Here is a 19,843-nt window from a genome sequence, read left to right as displayed (position 1 = left end):
GCGCCCACGCGGCGGAGCCGCAATGTCACAGTCCCGCGCCCCTGTGGGGCAACCAGCGCCACCGGCCGCGCCCACGCGGCGGAGCCGGGCAACGGCACAGGCCCGCTCCCCTTCAGGACGCGGAACCAGCCCCTTCCGGGAAACCGTCCTCCGGGTCGCTAACCTTACGTGTCCGTGCTGGCCAGGGATCTGATCCCGGACCTGTGGCGCAGCGCGGTACTTATCGCACCCAACTCATGCGAAAGGCCTCGCCCATGGGCATTCGGAGCTTGCTGCGCAAGGTGTTCGGACGCGATCGCGCGGAGCGCGCCGAGCCGACGGCGGCTTCCGTACCGCCCCAGGCCGAACGCACCCCGGAGGCCGTCGAGGCACCGGTCACCACCGAGGCTTCCGCGCCTTCCATTCCGGCCCCGGCGGAAGAAGTCGTCCTGTCCCCGGCGGAGGAGCTCGTCGCCGCCGCCTTCGACGGGCCTCGCCCGCCTGCGTCCTCGTCCGACTCCGATTCCGACACCGGGTCCGAGTCCGACTCTGAGTCCGATTCCGACACCGGGTCCGAGTCCGCGTCCGTGTCCGACACGGCTGGTTCCCCCGGCTCCTCGAACGCCGTCGTCGAGCTGCCTCAGCCCCGTACGGAGGCTAAGCCGGAGCCGGTGGCTGAGACCGAGCCGGTCGTCGAGCCCGTACCGGTCGAGGAGCCGGAGGCCATCGCCCCCGAGCCCGAGCCCGTACAGCTGGAAGCCGAGCCCGCTCCGGCGGAGGTGGCGGCCGAAGTCGCCCCCATCGCCGAGCCGGAGCCGGACCCCGAGCCCACGCCGGAGCCCGTACAGGCGGAGCCTGTCACCGAGCCCGAGCCCGCGAAGGCGGAGGCGGAGCCCGCTCAGGCCGAAGCCGAACCGGAGCCCGAGCCCATTTCGGCCGAGCCCGTCGTCGAGCCCGAGCCCGAGACCCGGCCCGCTCAAGAGGCCGAGCCCGTCGTCGAGCCCGAGTCCGTGAAGGCCGAAGCCGAGCCCGAGTCCCAGCCCGCTCAAGAGGCTGAGCCCCTCTCCGAGCCCGAGCCCGTGAGGGCCGAGGCCGAGCCTGCCCCGGTCGACGGCGAGCCCGCGCTCATCCCCGCCGAGGCTCCCGCCCCCAAGCCCGCCCTCTCCCCCGCCAAGGTCAAGTCCCGGGCGCCCGGGCTCTCCGGGGCCTACAAGGCTGCCGGGGCCGCGCTCAAGAAGGCCGGGATCAGCGGCGCCCGCGCCAAGGTGTACCTCGTGCTCGACCGGTCCGGGTCCATGCGGCCGTACTACAAGGACGGCAGCGCGCAGGGGCTCGCCGAGCAGGTGCTCGCGCTCGCCGCGCACCTCGACGAGGACGCCACCGTGCACACCGTGTTCTTCTCGACCGATATCGACGGGTCCGTCGACCTCTCCCTCGACTCCTACGACGGGGCCGTCGACGAGGCTCACGCCGGGCTCGGGCGGCTCGGGCGGACCAGCTATCACCGGGGTGTCGAGGAGGTCGTCGAGCACGTCGAGAAGGCGGGGCACGAGGGGCCCGTACTCGTCGTGTTCCAGACCGACGGCGCCCCCGACGCCAAGCTCCCCGCCCGCCAGGCCCTCGCCGACGTCGCCGGCAAGCCCCTGTACTGGCAGTTCGTCGCCTTCGGGGAGGACGACTCCAAGGCGTTCGATTTTCTGCGGAGCGCGGAGGGCGAGCACGAGCACGTCGGGTTCTTCCACGCCGGGCCCGCTCCCCGTGAGCTCAGCGACGCCGAGGTCTACCAGGGGCTGCTCAGCTCGTTCCGCCCCTAGCCTCTAGCCCCTGATGCGCGGGCCGGGTGCCTTCGGGAGGGAGACCGTCACGGTCAGGCCGCCCTCGGCGCCCGGCTCCGCCGTGGCCGTCCCCCCGTGCGCCAGCGCGATCGAGCGGACGATGGACAGGCCCAGGCCCGCCCCCGGGCCCATCCGGTCGCGGCCCTCGCCCCGCCGGAAGGGCTCGAACAGGGCCGGGATCTCGTCCTCGGCGACCACGGGGCCGGTGGGGTTGGCCACGACCAGACGGCCGCCGTACACCGTGACCTCCACCGCCCCGCCCGGTTCGTTGTAGGTGACCGCGTTGGCGAGGAGGTTCGCGGTCAGGCGGGCAAGGAGCGCCCTGTTGCCCCGCACCACAGCGGGAGCCGAGTCCACCTTCACGGTGTCGTAGCGCGCCGCCTCCTCCCGTACGACCTCCGCGAGGTCCACCTCCTCGCGCTGTCCCAGGCCCCGCTCGCTCCGGGCCAGCATCAGCAGCCCTTCGATGAGCTGCTCGCTGCGCCGGTTGTTGTCGAGCAGGGTGCTGCGGGTGGCCTCCAGATCGGCGGGGCTCGGCTCGCCGTCGAGGCCGATCTGGATCGCGGCGCGCTGGGTGGCGAGCGGGGTGCGCAGTTCGTGCGAGGCGTTGGCGATGAAGCGGCGCTGGCTGTCGAAAGCGGCTTCGAGGCGGCCGAGGAGGTCGTCGATCGTGTCGCCGAGTTCCTTCAGCTCGTCGTCCGGCCCGGCTGCCCCGACTCTCTCGTGCAGGTTGCTCGCGGTCAGCTTGCGAGCCCTTGCCGTCATGACGTGTACGGGGCGAAGCAGCCGGCCCGCCGTCCACCAGCCCACCACGACCGCGAGCAGCGCGATCGCGACCAGCGCGAGGGTGGACCACAGGGCGGTCTGGCTGGAGGCGGCCTCACTGACGTCGGAGCTGATCCGGTAGACGGTCAGCGGTTCCAGCGGGGTGCCCTGGCTCCGGTACGCGGGCATCCCGGGCACCTGCAAGGTGGTGGCTCTGGTCGCGATCGCGGTCGCCTCTTCCTGGGTGCCTGCCCGCGAGAGCAGGTTCACCACCGCGAGCAGCGCCGCGCCGAGCACCAGGAAGACGCCGCCGAAGATCAGCGCTATACGGGTCCTGATCACCGGGCCCGGCCCCTCACAACGCGTACCCCACGCCCTGGACGGTACGGATCAGCGCGGGCTCGCCGAGCTTTCCGCGCAGCTTGCTCATCGCGACGCGTACGGCGCCCGTGAACGGGTCCGCGTTGGCGTCCCAGGCACGCTCCAAGAGCTCCTCGGCCGAGACGGTCGCGCCGTCCGCCTCCAGGAGGATCTGGAGCACCGCGAACTCCTTGGGCGAGAGGTCCAGCTCCTGGCCGTCGCGGTGCGCGGTGCGCCGCACGGTGTCCAGGCGCAGCCCCTGCCGCTCCAGGACCGGCGGGACCGGGCGGGCGCTGCGCCGCCTGAGCGCGCGGACCCGCGAGACCAGCTCGGGGAACTCGAAGGGCTTGCCCAGATAGTCGTCCGCGCCCAGGTCCAGGCCCTCGACCCGGTCCTCCATGGACGCGGAGGCGGTCAGCATGAGGATGCGGGTGCGGGAGGCGTCCGCGACCAGACGGCGGGCCACCTCGTCGCCGTGCACCCGCGGCAGGTCCCGGTCGAGCACCACCACGTCGTAGTCGTGAAGCCCCAGGTACGCGAGCGCCGCGTCCCCGCTGTAGACCGTGTCCACGGCGAAGCCGGCTCGCCGCAGCCCGGTGGCGACGAGCTCGGCGAGGACCTCCTCGTCCTCGGCGACCAGTACCCGCATGCTCTCGTCCTTCGTGTGCACGTGCCCCCTTCCTCCCAGGATGCGTCCTTGCTACGGCAACGGGTGTTTCGCAAACCTCTCCGCCGTCCGCCATCCGGACATCCCGGGCGGGCGCGGCCACGGCGGCCGATAGGATTCCGCGCATGCCTTCGCCGACGTACTACGTTTCGACGCCCATCTACTACGTCAACGATGCCCCGCACCTGGGCCACGCCTACACCACCGTCGCCGGTGACGTGCTCACCCGCTGGCACCGCCAGCGCGGCGAGAAGGTCTGGTACCTGACGGGCACGGACGAGCACGGCCAGAAGATCATGCGCACGGCCGAGGCGAACGGCGTCACGCCTCAGGAGTGGTGCGACAAGCTCGTCGACGAGGCGTGGCAGCCGCTGTGGGAGCACCTGGGCATCGCCAACGACGACTTCATCCGCACCACCCAGAAGCGGCACACCGACCGGGTGCAGGAGTTCGTCCAGGACCTGTACGACAAGGGCGAGATCTACAAGGGCGGCTACGAGGGCCCGTACTGCGTGGGCTGCGAGGAGTACAAGCTCCCCAGCGACCTGATCAAGGCCGAGGACGGCACCGAGCTGTGCGCCATCCACAAGAAGCCGGTGGAACTCCTCAAGGAGGAGAACTACTTCTTCAAGCTGAGCGAGTACGGCCCGAAGCTCCTTGAGTTCTACGAGGCGAACCCGGGCTTCATCCAGCCCGAGTCGGCCCGCAACGAGGTGCTCAACTTCGTGCGGAAGGGCCTCCAGGACCTGTCGATCTCGCGGTCGACGTTCGACTGGGGCGTGCCGGTGCCGTGGGACACCGAGCACGTGATCTACGTGTGGGTGGACGCGCTGCTCAACTACGCGACGGCCGTCGGGTACGGCGCCGACCAGGCCCGGTTCGAGGAGATCTTCCCGGCCGACGTGCACCTCGTCGGCAAGGACATCCTGCGCTTCCACGCGATCATCTGGCCCGCGATGCTGATGGCCAACGGGCTTCCGGTACCGGGGAAGGTCGCGGCCAACGGCTGGCTGATGGTCGGCGGCGAGAAGATGTCGAAGTCCAACCTGACCGGCATCAAGCCGCAGGACCTGACCTCGCACTTCGGCGTCGACGCCTACCGCTGGTACTTCCTGCGGGCCATCGCCTTCGGCCAGGACGGCTCGTTCTCCTGGGAGGACTTCACCGCCCGCTACACCTCCGAACTCGCCAACGACTACGGCAACCTGGCGTCCCGGGTGGCCGCAATGGTCGGCAAGTACTTCGGCGGCGAGCTGCCCGCGGCCATCGCCGACGGCGACGCCGAGAAGGCCGTCCAGGACGGTCTGGCGAAGGCCGTCGCCGAGGCCGACCGGCGCATCGGCGACGAGCTCGACTTCCAGGGCGGCATCCTGGCCGTCTTCGACTTCGTCAAGCAGGTCAACGGCTACCTCACGGAGCAGGAGCCGTGGAAGGTCGCCAAGGACGATTCTGCCGAGGGCAGGGCCCGCCTCGCGACGATCCTGTACACCGCCGCCGAATCCCTGCGCGGCGTCGCCGTCCTGCTCAACTCCGTGATGCCGGACACCTCGCAGAAGCTGTGGGACTCGCTCGGCGCCCAGGCCCCGCTCGGCTCGCTCGCCGAACAGCGCGTCCAGGATGCCGGCACGTGGGGCCTGCTGCCCGCCGGGTCGAAGGTCACCAAGGGTGCGGTGCTCTTCCCGCGCCTGGAGGAGAAGCCCGCGTAAGGGGTTTCGCGGTACGAGGTGCGGGGCCCGGGGTCGTTGATCCCGGGCCCCGCACCTCTTTTCCTGACGACTTCGATCCTTCGCGGCCGGATTGGTGGCCCATTCAACGGTTGTTGATTCGCTGTTGATCGGGCCCGCCCAGAGTAAGCCGGTCGGTACGCACGGGGAGAGGGAAAGGACAGGGAAATGCCATTGCTCGCGAATCGTGTCACGGTGACCGTTCACGCCTCCGATCCGCTGAGCCGGGCCGGGGTCATCAGCCACCTGCAGCACCAGCCCACCGTCGAAGTCCTGCGCGACACCCGGGAGGCCCGCGAGACGGACGGCCGCCCGGCCGACCCCGCGGTCGCCGTCATGCTCGTCGACCAGGTCGACGACTCGGCCTCCGCGGAGCTGCGCCGCGTCGTGCGCGGCGGCGAGCAGCGCGTCGTGCTCATAGCCCGTGAACTGCGCGAGCCCGATCTGCTGACCGTGGTCGAGTACGGGGTGCGCGCCATCCTGTGGCGCCACCAGGCCACCGAGCAGCGCCTGTTGAAGGCCGTGCACAGCGCGGCGCGCGGCGAGGGCGAGCTGCCGCCGGACCTGATCAGCAGACTCCTCGTGCAGGTCGGCCGGCTGCGCCGCTCGGAGACCACGTCCGCGTCGGCCGGGTCCTCCTCGACCGCGCCGCTCTTCGGCATGGCGCCGCGCGAGGTGGACGTCCTCCGCCTGGTCGCCGAGGGCCTCGACACCCGGCAGATCTCCGAGAAGCTCGCGTACTCGGAACGCACCGTCAAGAACATCCTGCACGCCCTGATGACCCGCCTCCAGCTCACCAACCGCGCACATGCGGTGGCGTATGCGCTGCGGGAGGGTTACATCTAGGCTCCGCGGGGGGTGCGGGCAAGGGAAATGCCGGTATTTCGACTGCGGGCCGTCTGCGGCTGGTCGCTCCCCCAAGTTCTCGGCTCCGCTCGAACAGGGGGCACCCCCATCGCGGCGGAGCCGCACCATGTCACAGCCCGCGCCTCTGACAGGGTCGATACCGAGCGGCATTCCACAGGCCAGACAAGCCGCTGCTACGGCACTCAACCGACCTGCCCCTACTGGACTTCACCGCTCCATGGGCGCCGGAGGCCACCTGCTCTCCGGCCGCATCCGACACCTCGGGAAATTGGCTCAATGATCCACGAAATCGACGAGGCGCTGCGGCGCATTCTGCGCGGCGGGGCGCTGCCCGAGGGAACGGGGGACGTCGTCTTCGAGGCGCCCACCCGCGACTGGGCGGCCCGGCGCAACACTCCCACCCTCAACGCCTACCTGTACGACATCCGCGAGGACGTGGCCCGCCGCGAGCGCGGCTCGTACGCGGAACGGGACGCCAACGGCATCGTCCTGCGCCGCCGCCAGCCGCCCCGCTGGTACCGCCTCTCCTACCTCCTGACGGCGTGGACCAGCCGCCCCGAGGACGAACACCGTCTGCTGTCCGGCGCGTTGGCGTGCCTGCTGCCGCACGAGATGCTGCCGGAGGAATACGTTCCGCAGGCGCTCGACGCGTACAACGTGTCCCTGCCGCTGACGGTCGGGGTGCCGCCGGCCGAGTCGCGCTCGCTGGCCGACATCTGGTCGGCGCTCGGCGGGGAGCTGAAGCCCTCGCTCGACGTGGTGATCACGACGCCGTTCCCGGTCACGCCGGTGTACGACGTGGCGCCGCCGGTCACGGAGGGCGTGATCACGGTACGCGGCCGGGACGGCGTGCCGGACGACGCGAAGCCGCGCATCATGCGGGGCTCGCGGAGCGGGGGAGTGCTGGATGCCGGCTCGCGGGACGGCGGCGCGTCGGACGGCGGCGCGCGCGAGGGCGCCTCGCAGGACGGCGGCGCTCGGTGAACGTGGCCGCTCGCGCCCTGCTGCTCCGGCTCGACCATCTGCGGACCGCGGTCGCGGCGCTGGTCGCGGCCCGCTCCGCCGACGATCCGACGGCCCAGGACCCGCTGCGCGGCCTGTACGTCTCGGCGGAGACGGCGGCTCGGCTGGCCAGTGCGGCTGGGGCTGTGGCACCTGAACTCCCTCCCGTTGACGGGGAGTTCGTACCGGAGCCCGGCGACCGGCTCACCGCGCTGGCGCACGACTTCGGGCTGGGTCCGGTCGACGAACTGCTCCTCGTCGCGGCGCTCGCTCCCGACGTGGACCGGCGCTTCGAGCCGCTGTACGGCTACCTCAACGACGACGTGGGCCGCCGCCGGGCCTCGGTCGCGCTCGCCCTGGAACTCGCCGGGACCGGACCGTACGACCCCGACGCGCGCGGCCGGCTCCACCCGGCGGCGCCGCTGGTCACGGGCGGCCTGGTGGTCCTGGAGGACGAGGACCGGCCGCTGCCGGGGCGTGCCCTGCGGGTCCCGGAGCGGGTGGTGGCGCACCTCCTCGGGGATGACACCCTGGACGGTCAACTCCTGGGCGCGCGTGTCGAGTTGCTCCAGCCGGGCGGGAGTACCCCGGACGAGGGGCTCGTGGCGCGGATCGCCCTCGCGCCGGGCCCGGTCGCCGTCCATCTGCGCGAGCGCAGGGCGGGCAGCGGGGCGGACGCGGTGACGGCGGCCCTGCGCGGCGCCGGGCGGGCCGTGCTGCGCCACCGCCCCGAGCAGACCGACCGGGCGGCGGCCCGCGCACTGCTGCGTGAGGCGAGGCTGCGCGGCTCGGGCACGGCCGTCGTCGTAGAACTGCCGGACTCGGAACCAGGCCCTCTGGTGCGGGAGTTGGCGGTACCGGACGTGACCGTGGTGTTCGCCGGGACCGACCCCTACGACCCCACCTGGGCGCCCGGCGCGGCGCTCCTCGCCCTGGAGGACACGTCCGCCGAGACCGACCCGCTGACCGCCTGGGCCGAAGAACTCCCTTCGTACCAGGGCGACTTGGCGGAGGCCGTCGGACCCTACCGGCTGGGCGCCGGGCAGGTGCGGCGGGCCGCGCGGGGGGCGCTTGCCCTGGCCGGGTTCGAAGGGGTGCCGGTGGGGCTCGGACACGTACAGAAGAGCGCCCGGCAGCTCTCGGCACCGCTGCTCGACCGGCATGCGCGCCGGGTGCGGCCCGCCGTCGGGTTCGCGGACCTCGTCCTGCCCGAGGAGCCGCTCGGAATGCTGCACGAGCTCGCGGGACGGGCCAGGCACCGGGACCGGGTACTCGGCGAGTGGCGGCTGCGTACGGGCGGCGGACGCGGACGGGGCGTGGTCGCGCTGTTCGCGGGGGACTCCGGCACGGGCAAGACACTGGCCGCGGAGGTCGTGGCGGGTGAGCTGGGCCTGGACATGTACGTGGTGGACCTCTCCTCGGTGGTCGACAAGTACGTGGGCGAGACCGAGAAGAACCTGGAGAAGATCTTCGTCGAGGCGGACCGGACCGACTCGGTGCTGCTCTTCGACGAGGCGGACGCGGTGTTCGGAAAGCGGTCGGAGGTGAAGAGCTCGCACGACCGGTACGCGAACCTGGAGAGTGCGTACCTGTTGCAGCGCCTTGAGGCGTTCGACGGGATCGCGGTCCTCACGACCAACCTGCGGGCGAACATCGACGAGGCGTTCACGCGACGGCTCGACCTGGTGGTCGACTTCCCCTTCCCCGATGTCGCACTGCGCGCGGCGCTGTGGCGGAGTTCCCTGGCGGGGGTTCCGCAGGAGGAGGGGCTGGGGGCCGAACTAGACGCATGCGCGAAGGAATTCGAGCTGGCCGGGGGTTCGATTCGGTCGGCTGCGGTGACGGCCGGGTATCTCGCGGCGGGGCGGGGTTCTCCGGTGACCGCGGAGGATGTCCGTGCGGGGGCGCGGCGGGAGTACGTGAAGTCTGGGCGCCTTGTGCCGGGTACGGGCATGCCCTGGGCCCCGTAGTCCCCTGGGGCGGGGGGCTGTTCGCGCAGTTCCCCGCGCCCCTGGCAGGGTTGACGCCGACCCCCTGGGGCTGCGCCCCGAAGCCCCGCCGACGCCCGTCAGCCTGCGGACCGTGGGTGGTTGCTCGCGCAGTTCCCCGCGCCCCTGGCAGCACCGGGTACAGGCATCTCCAGCCTGTCATGGGGGTCCCCCCTGGCCCTTAAGGCCTTGGGGGAGTTTGAGGACGAGCGCCCTTAAGGCGCGATATGGGGTCTGGGGGCGGAGCCTCGGTGTTGGTCCGGGCGGGGCTACTGGAGGATCTTCCAGCGCTGCTGGTCGGCCGGGAGGGCTCCGCAGGGGCGGACCTCGGCCACCTGGAGGTGCTGCCGATCGTTGGGCGTCAGATCCGACAGGCACCAATTGTCGTCCCGGCTCACAAGCCGCACAAAACCGTCACCGCCGCTGATCGGCTGGATCGACCACTTCTGGTTGGCAGTCATCGACCCGTTGGACAGGCTCGCCTCGCCGCCCGACGCGCCCCACATCTGGATCTGGTTCCCCTCCCGGGTGTTGTCCGCGACAGCCCACGGCTCGGACGACGAGGTGAAGGCGAACTCGTCGTTGGGCAGCGGGTGTACGTGCCAGAACTGGTCCCACGGGGGCTTGTTCAAGCTCGTCGGCGCCGTGTAGACGTACCGGCCCTCCGGCTTCTGGTCGGTCGGCGAGACGAGAAGGTATCCGAGCCCGGACTGGATCCGCACCAGCTTGTTCGGGTCGTACTTGGGCGGCTTGGGAGCGTGGTCCCCGCCGCCACCGCCGCCTCCGCTGCCGCCGCCACCGGGGTCCTTCGGCTTCGGCTGGTCGCCGGCGGGCGGGGGCGGGGCCGGCACGGAGGGCGGCGGCGGCTGCTTGGAGGGCGCCGGCGGGGCGGAGGGCAGCGGCGTGTTGGAGCCCTGCGGAAGCGGCTCCTCCTTCGAGGGCGCCTTCTCGGAGGCCTGGCTCTTGACGCCCACGTCGTGCTGGAACCAGATCAGCGCGAACGCGACGGCCGCCGCCACCAGGACCGACCCGACCGCGAGCACCCAGCGCGGGAACACCGACGGCTGTACATAGGTGCCGCGCAGCTCCTGCGGGGCGGGATCGCCCGACCTCAGCACCGAGACGGTGAACTGGTGCTGGCGGATCCCGCCGAACCAGCTCACGTTCGCCGAGGTGAGCTGCAGCTCGGCGAATCCGGCCCGGCCCGGGTCGACCTGGACCGCGGTGGGGTTGGCCTCGACGGTGACGGAGTCGCCGTTGTCCCGGGTGGAGAAGGAGGCGGTCAGCGGCTGGTTGCCCAGGTTGTCGACGGCCACCCGGCCCTTGGCCCTGCGCCGGCCCTTGACGGTGCGCGGGACCAGCTCGGCGCGCATCTCGGCGAACGGGGTGATGGTGAGCCGTCCCTCGACGACATCGGCCTCGCCCGGGTGCTCGCGCGGCTCGACCCGGATGCCGAAGGCGCTCTGGCCCGCCACGGCGTCCGAGGTGCGCGGCGGCGCGAAGGTGATCTCGGTGATCCCTTCCGCCCCCGGGTAGAGGCGCAGTGCGGCCGGCTCGACGTGCGCCCAGCCGGCGGCGTCCCCGACCGGCGTGAACCGGTACTCCTCGACGGTGTCGCCCGTATTGCGCACCCGCAGTCGTACGACGGCGCTGTCACCGGGGGCAACGGTGGTGGCGGGGGGCTCCAGGGCAGTCCACATACTCACCCCCCGAGTTAATTCCGGTGGGGGGCGAAGTACAGGGACGGAAGGGGCAGTTCCGGGGGCAGGACCTGCTGCCCGAGCGGCCATCTTCCCTAGTCGGGCGGCCCCGGCAGGGGGGCGGCCCGAGGAATGGAACCCGGGCGGTTGCGGGGGAACAACCGCCCGGGAGTCTGTGGATGCGAGCAGCCTCTCAGGCCCCGATCAGCAGCACCTAACGTCCGCTAACGCCCGCGCTAACGGCCCGGCTTGCCGGGTTGGTTGACCGAGCCGCCGACCAGTTTTCCGATCGTCGCCGAGTCGGCGACGCCGGTCTTCGGGAGGCCGACCTGACCCTGGTACTGGGCGATCTTGTCCTTGAGCGCGCCGTCCGACACCATCGGCTGGCTGCTCTTCTGACCGCTCTTGAAGTAGGCGATCCCGGTCTCGGCGAAGCCGCGGTCGCGCGTGAGGTCGTCGTTGGAGATGGCGGCCTGCGAGGCCCACCAGAACGCCGCGTTGAGCTGCGTCACCTGGTAGTTCTTCGCACCGCTCTTCACATCGTCCGGCCGGATGCCCTGCGCCCACAGCGAGGCGAGCGTGGCCCGGCCCAGGGTGCCGTACGGGTCCGTCTTGATCAGCTCGCGGCTGCTCTTCTGGTCCCGCATGACGTGCTCCTGATAGCAGCGCAGCGAGGTGTCGGTGAGTTTGTCGATGACCCCGGCGGTCCAGCCGGGCTTCAGCTGGCAGGGGTTGCTGTTGCCGAGGGTGGCCAGGCGGTACTGCGCGAACGTGACGATGTCGTCCGGCTTGTAGCCCATCTGCCAGGGCGGGCCGGACTTGGCGTTCGCCTTCGGCGCGGGCGGCGCGTTGGGCGGCGGGGGGACGACCGGCGGGCCGCCGTCGGGCGCCTGATTGTCGCCTCCGCCACCGCCACCGCCTCCCGTGCCACCACCCGAGCCGTCACCGGCCGGGTTCGGCGCGTTCGCCGGGGGCGGCGGCGGGGCTGACGGAGGCGCCGAGGGCAGCGGGGACTCGGCGCCCTGCGGCACCGGCTGTGCGCTGGACCCGGCCTGCAGCTCGCCCGACGCGGTCGTCACCTTCGGCTGGAAGGCCAGCCACAGCACCACGAACGCGACGGCCGCCGTCACCATCGCGCTGCCCGCGACCAGCAGCCAGCGCGGCAGCACCGGACGCTGGTCGAAGATGCCGATGAGTTCGAGACCGGTGTCGTCGCCGGAGCGGCGTACCGCGACCGTGATGCGGTGCTGCTCCGCCCTGCCGGTCCAACGGACGTGCTGCGGGCGGATGTTGAGCTTGGCGAACGCGGCCCGGCCCGGCGCGATCTGCACCGAGTTCGGCGCCATGTCGTAGGTGAGCCGGTTGGTCTCGTCGCGCAGGGTCAGCGACGCCGTGAGCGGGGTGTTGCCGAGGTTGTCGACAGCCACCGAGGCCCGCCCGCGGAACCGGCCCACCAGGCTCGGCGGAAGCAGTTCGGCGCGTACCTCCGTGAAGGGCGCGACCGTGACCTGCCCTTCGAGCACGTCCCGCAGGCCGGGGTGCTCGCGGGGCTCCACACGGATGCCGTACGGGGCCGGGCCCGCCGGGGCGTCCGGCGAGCGGGGCGGCGCGAAGGAGATCTCCGCGGTGCCCTCGCTGCCGGGGTAGAGGCGCAGGGTGTCGGGTTCGACGCGGGCCCAGCCCGCTGGGGTGCCGACCACCGAGAGGCGGTATTCCTCGACCGTGTCCCCGGTGTTGCGTACCCGCAGCCGTGCGGTGGCCCGCCCGCCGGGATCGACGGCTACGGCGGCCGGGTCCAGAGACGTCCACATGGTCATGATCGAAGGCTAGGGGGCGCGCCGGGCTAGCCCCTGCCCGAAAGACCCTGGCAGAGGGCAGCGCTCGCTGCACTCGGAGCCCCGCCCGCCGGACTGCCCGGCGGGCCGGTCGGCTGGCTCGGCACCGTGGGCACCGTCCGCGGCAGCGAGGTCAGCTCGTCGGCCTCCGCGGCGCCGCGCGCGCTGAGCAGCCGGTGCGCGGTGCGCAGTGAGGCCAGCGCGGACAGCGCCGGGGTCTCGCCGAGCGTGAGCAGCGCCCGGCCGCGTGCCGCGAGCGCCAGGCCGCGGCAGAACGGGTCGCCGAGGTCGCCCTCGATGGACAGGGCCTGCGTCGCACAGGCCGCGGCCTCCCCGGGCCGCTCCCGGGCCAGCGCGCAGTGCGCGAGCCGCGCCCAGGCCAGCGCCTCCCAGCGCAGGTCGCCCACCCACTGGTGGTGCTGGCGCGACTCCCGCAGATGGGCGGCTGCCCGTACCGGACGGCCGCCCGCGAGCAGGGCGCAGCCGATCTGGTACAGCACATGCCCGAGCGTACCCCGGTCGCCCAACTCCCTTGCCGCACGCAGGACTTCATCGGCCGCGGCCTCGGCGCGCTCCTTGTGGCCGAGCAGTATGTGGGCGCGTACGACATGGGCGAGGACGCGCACCGCGTCGCCCCTGCTGTCCAGCTCGACGAAGCGCGCGTACGCCTGCTCGAACAGGGGCAACGCCTCGGCGGGCCGGCCCATCGCGGCCAGGATCATGGCGAGTTCGTGCGCCGCCTCCGACTCGGTGAGCGGGTCGCCCGTCCGCGCCGCGAACCGCAGGGCCTGGCGCAGGGTGCGTTCGATGCGCGGGTAGGTGTCGGTGCCCTGCTGCGGTACGGCGGCGATCAGGCGCAGCGCGCGGCCCGCCGAGCGGGAGTCGCCGTGGCAGTGCGCCACGGCGAGGGCGAGGCCGGCCGGGCCCTGGAGTTCGCGGCGCCGGGCGGTGCCGAGGATCAGGTGCGCCCAGCCGGTGAGGAGGTCGACGGCGGGGCGCACGGCCTCCGCGCCCAGGTCCTCCCAGGGTCCCTGGCCGAGCGCCTGCTCGGCGGTGGCGCGGATCAGCTGGTGCGACTCCTGGAGCCAGGCGCGGGCCGCCTCGGCGTCGGCCGGGCGGTACCCGGGCGCCTGCGGCGCGTGCAGCAGATCGGGTACGCCGCTGAGCGGGCGAAGGCGGCGGATGGCGTTGCGGACGGTGGCCAGGACGTGGTAGAGCAGCCTGCGCTGGGCGGCGGGCCGCTCGGCCGCGTCCGGCGAGTCGTCGAGGACCCGGCGGGCGAAGATCCGTACGAGGTCGTGGAAGCGGTAGCGGTCCACGCCGCAGGCCTCGATGAGACCGGCGTCGACCAGCGTCTCCAGGGCGTCCTCGGCGGTGTACTCGTCGACGCCGAGCAGGGCGGCCGCGGTCGCCCGGCCGAAGACGGGCACAGCGGCGGCGGACGCCAGACGGAAGGCGCGGGCCGCGTCCGCGGCGAGGCCTTCGTAGCTGAGCCGGAAGGCGGCGTCCACGCCGAGGCCGTCGGCCTCCAGCTCGTCCAGGCGGTGCCGCTCGTCGCGCAGCCGGGCCGTCAGGTCGGCCAGGGCCCAGTCGGAGCGGGCGGTGAGGCGGGCGGCGGCGATGCGCACGGCGAGCGGCAACCGGCCGCAGGCCGCGACGAGTTGGCGGGCGGCTTCGGGTTCCTCCCGTACGCGCTCGCCGCCCACGATCGTCTCCAGCATGGCCAGCGCGTCCTGCTCGGTCATCGCCTCCACGTCGAGGAGGCGGGCTCCGGGGAGGCCGACGATGCGGGTGCGGCTGGTGACGAGGACCGCGCTCCCCGGGGTGCCGGGGAGGAGGGGGCGGATCTGGGCGGTGTCGTGGGCGTTGTCCAGGAGCACGAGGACGCGCTTGCCCGCGAGCTGGGAGCGGTAGAGGGCTCCCCGGTGGCCGGCGTCGTCGGGGATCGCACCCTCGGGTACGCCCAGCGCTCGCAGGAGGTGGGTCAGGACGTCCGCGCTGTCCGCGGGGTCCGGGTCGTTGCCGCGGAGGTCTGCGTAGAGCTGGCCGTCGGGGAAGGATGCGCGGGTGCGGTGGGCGGCGGTTGTGGCCAGGGCGGTTTTGCCCGCGCCGCCCAGGCCGGTGAGGACTGCAAGGCCCATGGCCTGGGCGTCTCCGGCCTCCTTCAGGAGGGTGGTCAGTTCGTTGAGGGAGGCCTCTCGGCCCGTGAAGTCGCTTATGGGGGGCGTGAGTTGAGAGAGGCGGGTGGCTCGGCGCTCGGGGGTGGGCGCGGGCGCGGTGACCCGTTGCGCGGGGTCGGGTGCGGGGGCCGGCTGCGGCGGGGTGGGGGCGGTGACGGGGGTTCCGGCGGCGGGGGTTCGCTGTGCCCACCCTTCCCCGAGGTCTCGGCTCCGCTCGGCCAGGGGAGACCCCGATCGCCCTGCCGGACGACTGCCCACAGCGTGGTGGGAGGGGGTCTCCTGAACCGAAGGTTCCTGCGCCGGGCGGGTCAGCAACCGCTTGTGCAGGGCCGTCAGTTCGGGGCCCGGAGGGACGCCCAGTTCGGTGTCCAAGGTCCGGCGGGTGGCTTCGTACACCGCGAACGCGTCTGCTTGGCGGCCTGCTCTGTGGAGGGCCAGCATCAGGAGGGCCTGGGTTCGTTCGCGCAGGGGGTGTTCCGCGGCGAAGGAGCGCAGGGAGGCGATGACGGCCGCGTGACGGTCCAGGGCGAGGGAGCCGTGGAAGTGGTCCTCGCGGGCGGAGAGCCACAGTTCGGTGAGGCGGTCGCGCTGGCGCTCGGCGTGCGGGCCGGGCAGGCCGGCGAGGGGGCTGCCGCCCCACAGGGCGAGCGCCCCGGTCAGTTCGCGGTGGGCGGCCGCGGTGTCGCCCGCGCCGCGCAGCCGGGCGGCCTCGGCGAGCCGCGCCTCGAAGACCGCGGTGTCGAGCGCGGCGGAGGGCACCCGCAGGGCGTATCCGTCGTCGGCCGAGACGAGGAGCCTGGCCGGGGTGCGCGCGGGCCGGGACGGCTCAAGCAGGGTGCGCAGCCGCGACACGTAGGTGCGCAGGGTGCCGACCCCGCGCGGGGGCAGCCGTTCGCCCCAGATCGCGTCGAGGAGTTCCGGCATGGAGACCGGCCGGCCCTCGCGCAGGAGCAGCACGGCGAGCAGGGCCCGCTGCTGGGGCGGCCCGAGCCGCAGGGGCCGGCCACCGAGGTCGCCCTCGACGGGCCCGAGCATCCGGAAGCGCAGCCCAGTCGTCATGCTGCCTATGCCGCTTGTTGTGCCGCCGTCGCCCGTTCCGCCGGATTCCGCCACGCGCCGCCGCCTCTTCCCCTCAACTCGCCCGGCCGGTCCGTCCCCCGACGTTTGCCCTTTCGGCCCACCGGATGCTGTCCGTCCGGTCCACCGAAACGCTACGCCAGGACCTTCCGCGGGCCCCCATCAGCACATCTGTCGCAGAGGGAGTTGGCTTGAACTCACCCTTGTATCCCGCGAGTAACCAGTCGAAAGGGCACCCTCCCTGCCCCCAAGACGGGCCCTGTGCCTCCTGCGTTCCGTATCGGAGGTGTCAAGAATCGCGAGGCAGCGAACGAGGGGAGTGTGCACTTACCGTGCGGGTCACGCAGGAGGGGCATGCCGCGCCTCCAGCTCCGGCAGGACTTCGAGGACCACACCTGCCGCTCCTGGTTCTTCCGCGGCTACGGCGGCCCCGGCGAGAGCTTCCACGAGCAGCAGGCGGCCTCGGGCTACTTCGACAACCCCATGACGCTGCGGGTCGCCCGCCCGCCGGCCGGGCCCGACGCAATCGCGCAGTAGGGGAGTTCAGGCCTTGATCCCCTCGATGAACGCCGTCCAGGCACGTGCCGGGAAGAACAGGGCCGGGCCGCCCGGCCGCTTGCTGTCGCGTACGGGGACGAGGAGGCGGGAGGCGAAGCCGGACTCGGCGACCTCCAGGCAGCTGCCGTTGTCACCCGCGCTGTGGCTCGACTTCCGCCAGCCGGTGGGGCCGGCGGCCGGGGCCGGGCCCGGGGTGCGCTCAGTGCTCATGGTCGTATTCCTCCGCCGCCGTTTCGAGCAGAGCCAGGGACGCCTCCGGCGGCAACGCGGCGGCCCGTGCCAGATCGTAGGCATACCGGCAGCGGCCGACCACCGCCGGATCGTCGTGCAGCACCCCGGTGTGGATGCCCTCGACATAGGCGAGGTCCGGTTCGTCCGCGAACCGCATCAGGCTGAGCATGCTGCCCATCGCCCCGTGCGCGCCCACCGAACGCGGCACGACCTGCGTCAGGACCCGGCCCGAGCGCCCCAGGGCGGCCACGTGCCGCAGCTGTTGGGCCATCACGGCCGGGCCGCCGACCGCCGTGCCCAGAACGTTTTCGCCAAGGATCACCCACACGTGGGGGCTGGCGTGGTCGGTCAGGATGTCGGCCCGGCGCAGCCGGTTGACGACCTTGGTCTCCAGCTCGTCGGGGTGGGCCTGCGGCTGATAGGCACGGAAGACGGCGCGCGCGTACGCCTCCGTCTGGAGGATGCCGGGCACCAGGATCGGCGCGTACTCCTCGATGACGGTGGCCAGTTGCTCGGCGTCGGCGGCCGCCGCGAAGTGATCGGCGAAGCGGAACGTGTCCAGGGTGCGCAGCATCCGCACGAAGAAGCCCTCGGTGCCGAGCGCCGCGTCGAGGCGTTCCGCGAGATCCGGGCGCGGCTTGCGCCGGCCCGCCTCGAAGTGCGCGATCAGCGAGCCGGAGCAGATGACGCGCTCGCCGAGCTCGCTCTGGGTCAGCCCCGCGGCCTCGCGCCGCAGCCGCAGCTCCTCGCCGTAGAACTCGCGCGGCGACTGGACCTGCTCGGCGCGTCCCCGACCGGTCACCGAAAACACCCCCTTCCGTACACATCCAACCAACGACGCTTCCGTACAAAGGAGTTGGAGAGCCACGCCCACTGTTCAGGCTAGCCGTCGGGGGAGCACGCTGCTGGGTGTACGGACAGCTACTGCACGATCACGGACTGGGGCGGCGTGGACGGAGTCGGCATACGTGCCTAGGGGGTGCGCGCCATGGGTGACAGCAGTGCGGAACAGCAGGCGGCCGAGGACGCCCGGCGGAGGGAGGAGCTGTTGGAGAAGGTGCGCGAGGCGAACCGGCTGAGCACCGGCCGGCCTTGCCCGCCGCCGGGGCCGGTCCTGCCGGCCGAGGACGAGGACGAGGCCTGACCCGTCCCCTTCCGGACCTCTGCGTTCGGGCCCCGGGCCCGGGTACGACGGCTGCCGTACCCGATCCGGCCGGGAGAACCCGCGCCGATGACCGGAAGGGCAGCTTGTGCTGCCCCCGCCCACGCACCTTCTCCCCTCCCCGCGCAGGCCGGGCCGCGCGAGGCTTGAGGGGTAATTGGCCGGTAGCAGCGTTTCGGGGGGCGGGACAACCGCATGCAGCTCGGATTCGGAGTGAGCCGTCCGCCCCGCGCTCAGCTAGGCCCCGCAGTCTCCGGGCGCTGGCCCATATCTCCGTACACCCAGTAACAAGGAGCAGCTTCCCGTGCCCAACTACCTGTCCCCCGGCGTCTACGTCGAGGAAGTCGCCAGCGGATCCCGCCCCATCGAAGGGGTCGGCACCTCGGTGGCCGCCTTCGTCGGGCTCGCGCCCGTGGGGCCGCTCAACGAGCCGACGCTGGTGACCAACTGGTCCCAGTACGTCGCCGAGTTCGGCGAGTTCACGGACGGGTACTACCTGGCGCACTCCGTCTACGGCTTCTTCAACAACGGCGGTACGGCCGCCTACGTCGTGCGCGTCGGCGGCTCCGAGAACGGCGCCGGGCAGGCCGCCCCGCAGGCCGCGGCCGCCGCCGCGCCGCAGGCGATCACCGCCGGTGAGGCCGTGGCGCTCGGCACGTTCAAGGTCTCCGCGATCACGGCGGGCTCCAACGGCGGCGCGCTGACCGTCGAGGTGCAGGACTCCGACGAGAAGGACGCGGACCGCTTCAAGCTGGTCGTCAAGGACGGCGACACCGTCGTCGAGAACTTCGACGTCAGCGCGAAGAAGTCGGCGCGCAACTTCGTCGTGACGCAGGTCAAGCAGCGCTCCAAGACGATCACCGTCGAGGAGGCCGTCGCCGGCGCCCAGCTGGCCAAGCCGGACGCGCAGGCCGTCACCCTGGCGCCGCCGGCCGCCGCACCCGCCCCGGCTCCGGCCGGCGGCACCCTCGCCCGGATCGAGTCCGGCCAGTTCATCGGCGACTCCGCCGACCGCACCGGCTTCGGCGGCCTGGAGGCCCTCGACGAGATCAACATGGTCGCAGTGCCCGACCTGATGGCCGCCTACCAGCAGGGCCTGATCGACCTGGAGCAGGTCAAGGCCGTCCAGCTCGGCCTGGTCGCGCACTGCGAGCTGATGGGCGACCGCATGGCCGTCCTCGACCCGCCGCCCGGGCTCAACGCCCGCGACATCCGCAAGTGGCGGATGGAGGGCGCCGGTTACGACTCCCGGTACGCCGCCCTGTACTACCCCTGGATCAAGTCCTTCGACCCCTCCACCGGCCAGACCAGGATCGTGCCGCCGTCCGGGCACATGGCCGGCATCTGGGCCCGCAACGACGCCGAGCGCGGCGTCCACAAGGCCCCCGCGAACGAGATCGTGCGCGGCGCCGTCGACCTGGAACTCCAGATCACCCGCGGCGAGCAGGACCTCCTCAACCCGATCGGCGTGAACTGCATCCGCGCCTTCCCGGGCCGCGGCATCCGCGTCTGGGGCGCCCGCACGCTGGCCTCCGACCCGGCCTGGCGCTACCTGAACGTGCGCCGGTACTTCAACTACCTGGAAGAGTCGATCCTGGTCGGCACCCAGTGGGTCGTGTTCGAGCCGAACGACCACGCGCTGTGGGCCCGGATCCGCCGCAACATCTCCGCCTTCCTGGTCAACGAGTGGCGCAACGGCGCCCTGTTCGGCCAGCGCCCCGAGGACGCCTTCTACGTGAAGTGCGACGAGGAGACCAACCCGCCGGAGTCGGTCGACCTCGGCCGCGTGGTCTGCGAGATCGGCATCGCGCCCGTCAAGCCCGCCGAGTTCGTCGTGTTCCGGCTCGCCCAGTTCTCGGGCGGCGGCGGCGAGCTGGAGGAGTAGCAGAGCTGCTCCCACTCGTATCCGTACC

At 72.5% G+C, this 19,843-nt stretch carries 15 protein-coding genes; 8 read left to right on the top strand and 7 right to left on the bottom strand.

The genetic code is table 11. The annotated features are described in order from the left end of the window. Positions 1 to 254: 254 nt before the first annotated feature. The gene (locus ACSHXC_RS20265) at positions 255 to 1,793 is read left to right on the top strand and encodes a VWA domain-containing protein (protein ID WP_438292900.1); all 1,539 of its coding nucleotides are present in this window, start codon (positions 255 to 257) and stop codon (positions 1,791 to 1,793) included. A gap of 3 nt (positions 1,794 to 1,796) precedes the next feature. Here ACSHXC_RS20265 and ACSHXC_RS20260 read toward each other — a convergent pair whose 3' ends face one another. Both ACSHXC_RS20260 and ACSHXC_RS20255 read right to left on the bottom strand, forming a co-directional pair. Continuing rightward, positions 1,797 to 2,921: a sensor histidine kinase gene (locus ACSHXC_RS20260; protein WP_438292899.1), complete on the bottom strand. Its 1,125-nt coding sequence runs from the start codon at positions 2,919 to 2,921 to the stop codon at positions 1,797 to 1,799. A 13-nt stretch (positions 2,922 to 2,934) separates the two neighbouring features. Continuing rightward, complete coding sequence (locus ACSHXC_RS20255) at positions 2,935 to 3,588, bottom strand: response regulator transcription factor (RefSeq protein ID WP_438296710.1); 654 nt, start codon at positions 3,586 to 3,588, stop codon at positions 2,935 to 2,937. Positions 3,589 to 3,731: 143 nt separating this feature from the next. Between ACSHXC_RS20255 and metG the strand changes: the two genes are divergently transcribed. The 4 genes from metG (at position 3,732) to ACSHXC_RS20235 (ending at position 9,169) form a co-directional block, all read left to right on the top strand. Next, on the top strand, positions 3,732 to 5,312 hold the full coding sequence (metG, locus tag ACSHXC_RS20250; protein WP_438292898.1) for a methionine--tRNA ligase: 1,581 nt from the start codon (positions 3,732 to 3,734) through the stop codon (positions 5,310 to 5,312). A 186-nt stretch (positions 5,313 to 5,498) separates the two neighbouring features. Next, positions 5,499 to 6,176, top strand: a complete 678-nt coding sequence (locus ACSHXC_RS20245) for a helix-turn-helix transcriptional regulator (RefSeq protein WP_438292897.1) — start codon at positions 5,499 to 5,501, stop codon at positions 6,174 to 6,176. 297 nt (positions 6,177 to 6,473) lie between these two features. After that, positions 6,474 to 7,181, top strand: coding sequence for a DUF4255 domain-containing protein (locus tag ACSHXC_RS20240; RefSeq protein WP_438292896.1), 708 nt, complete (start codon positions 6,474 to 6,476; stop codon positions 7,179 to 7,181). Then, a complete protein-coding gene (locus ACSHXC_RS20235) occupies positions 7,178 to 9,169 on the top strand; it encodes an ATP-binding protein (RefSeq protein ID WP_438292895.1) in 1,992 nt (663 codons plus the stop codon). Before ACSHXC_RS20240 ends, ACSHXC_RS20235 begins: the two co-directional genes overlap by 4 nt. A 287-nt stretch (positions 9,170 to 9,456) precedes the next feature. On the opposite strand, the gene ACSHXC_RS20230 is transcribed toward ACSHXC_RS20235, so the two are convergent. From ACSHXC_RS20230 to ACSHXC_RS20220, 3 genes are all read right to left on the bottom strand, one after another. Next, positions 9,457 to 10,893: a hypothetical protein gene (locus ACSHXC_RS20230; protein ID WP_438292894.1), complete on the bottom strand. Its 1,437-nt coding sequence runs from the start codon at positions 10,891 to 10,893 to the stop codon at positions 9,457 to 9,459. A 230-nt stretch (positions 10,894 to 11,123) separates the two neighbouring features. Then, complete coding sequence (locus tag ACSHXC_RS20225) at positions 11,124 to 12,704, bottom strand: peptidoglycan-binding protein (RefSeq protein ID WP_438292893.1); 1,581 nt, start codon at positions 12,702 to 12,704, stop codon at positions 11,124 to 11,126. Positions 12,705 to 12,730: 26 nt separating this feature from the next. After that, entirely contained in the window at positions 12,731 to 15,961 is a 3,231-nt protein-coding gene (locus ACSHXC_RS20220) for an AfsR/SARP family transcriptional regulator (RefSeq protein ID WP_438292892.1), read from the bottom strand. A gap of 372 nt (positions 15,962 to 16,333) precedes the next feature. Here ACSHXC_RS20220 and ACSHXC_RS20215 point away from each other — a divergent pair, with 372 nt between their 5' ends. Beyond that, positions 16,334 to 16,516, top strand: coding sequence for a hypothetical protein (locus ACSHXC_RS20215; protein ID WP_438292890.1), 183 nt, complete (start codon positions 16,334 to 16,336; stop codon positions 16,514 to 16,516). Between the two features lie 6 nt (positions 16,517 to 16,522). Here ACSHXC_RS20215 and ACSHXC_RS20210 read toward each other — a convergent pair whose 3' ends face one another. Beyond that, positions 16,523 to 16,747 (bottom strand): DUF397 domain-containing protein, encoded by a 225-nt coding sequence (locus ACSHXC_RS20210; RefSeq protein ID WP_438292889.1) that lies wholly within the window; start codon positions 16,745 to 16,747, stop codon positions 16,523 to 16,525. Beyond that, a complete protein-coding gene (locus ACSHXC_RS20205; RefSeq protein ID WP_438292888.1) occupies positions 16,737 to 17,570 on the bottom strand; it encodes a helix-turn-helix domain-containing protein in 834 nt (277 codons plus the stop codon). Before ACSHXC_RS20205 ends, ACSHXC_RS20210 begins: the two co-directional genes overlap by 11 nt. Positions 17,571 to 17,756: 186 nt before the next feature. Here ACSHXC_RS20205 and ACSHXC_RS20200 point away from each other — a divergent pair, with 186 nt between their 5' ends. Next, positions 17,757 to 17,912 (top strand): hypothetical protein, encoded by a 156-nt coding sequence (locus ACSHXC_RS20200; RefSeq protein WP_438292887.1) that lies wholly within the window; start codon positions 17,757 to 17,759, stop codon positions 17,910 to 17,912. Between the two features lie 322 nt (positions 17,913 to 18,234). Continuing rightward, positions 18,235 to 19,815, top strand: coding sequence for a phage tail sheath family protein (locus tag ACSHXC_RS20195; RefSeq protein ID WP_438292885.1), 1,581 nt, complete (start codon positions 18,235 to 18,237; stop codon positions 19,813 to 19,815). Positions 19,816 to 19,843 lie beyond the last annotated feature (28 nt).

Source organism: Streptomyces sp. HUAS TT7 (genome assembly GCF_051550175.1).
GTDB lineage: Bacteria > Actinomycetota > Actinomycetes > Streptomycetales > Streptomycetaceae > Streptomyces.
This window is presented reverse-complemented; position numbering and strand designations above follow the sequence as displayed.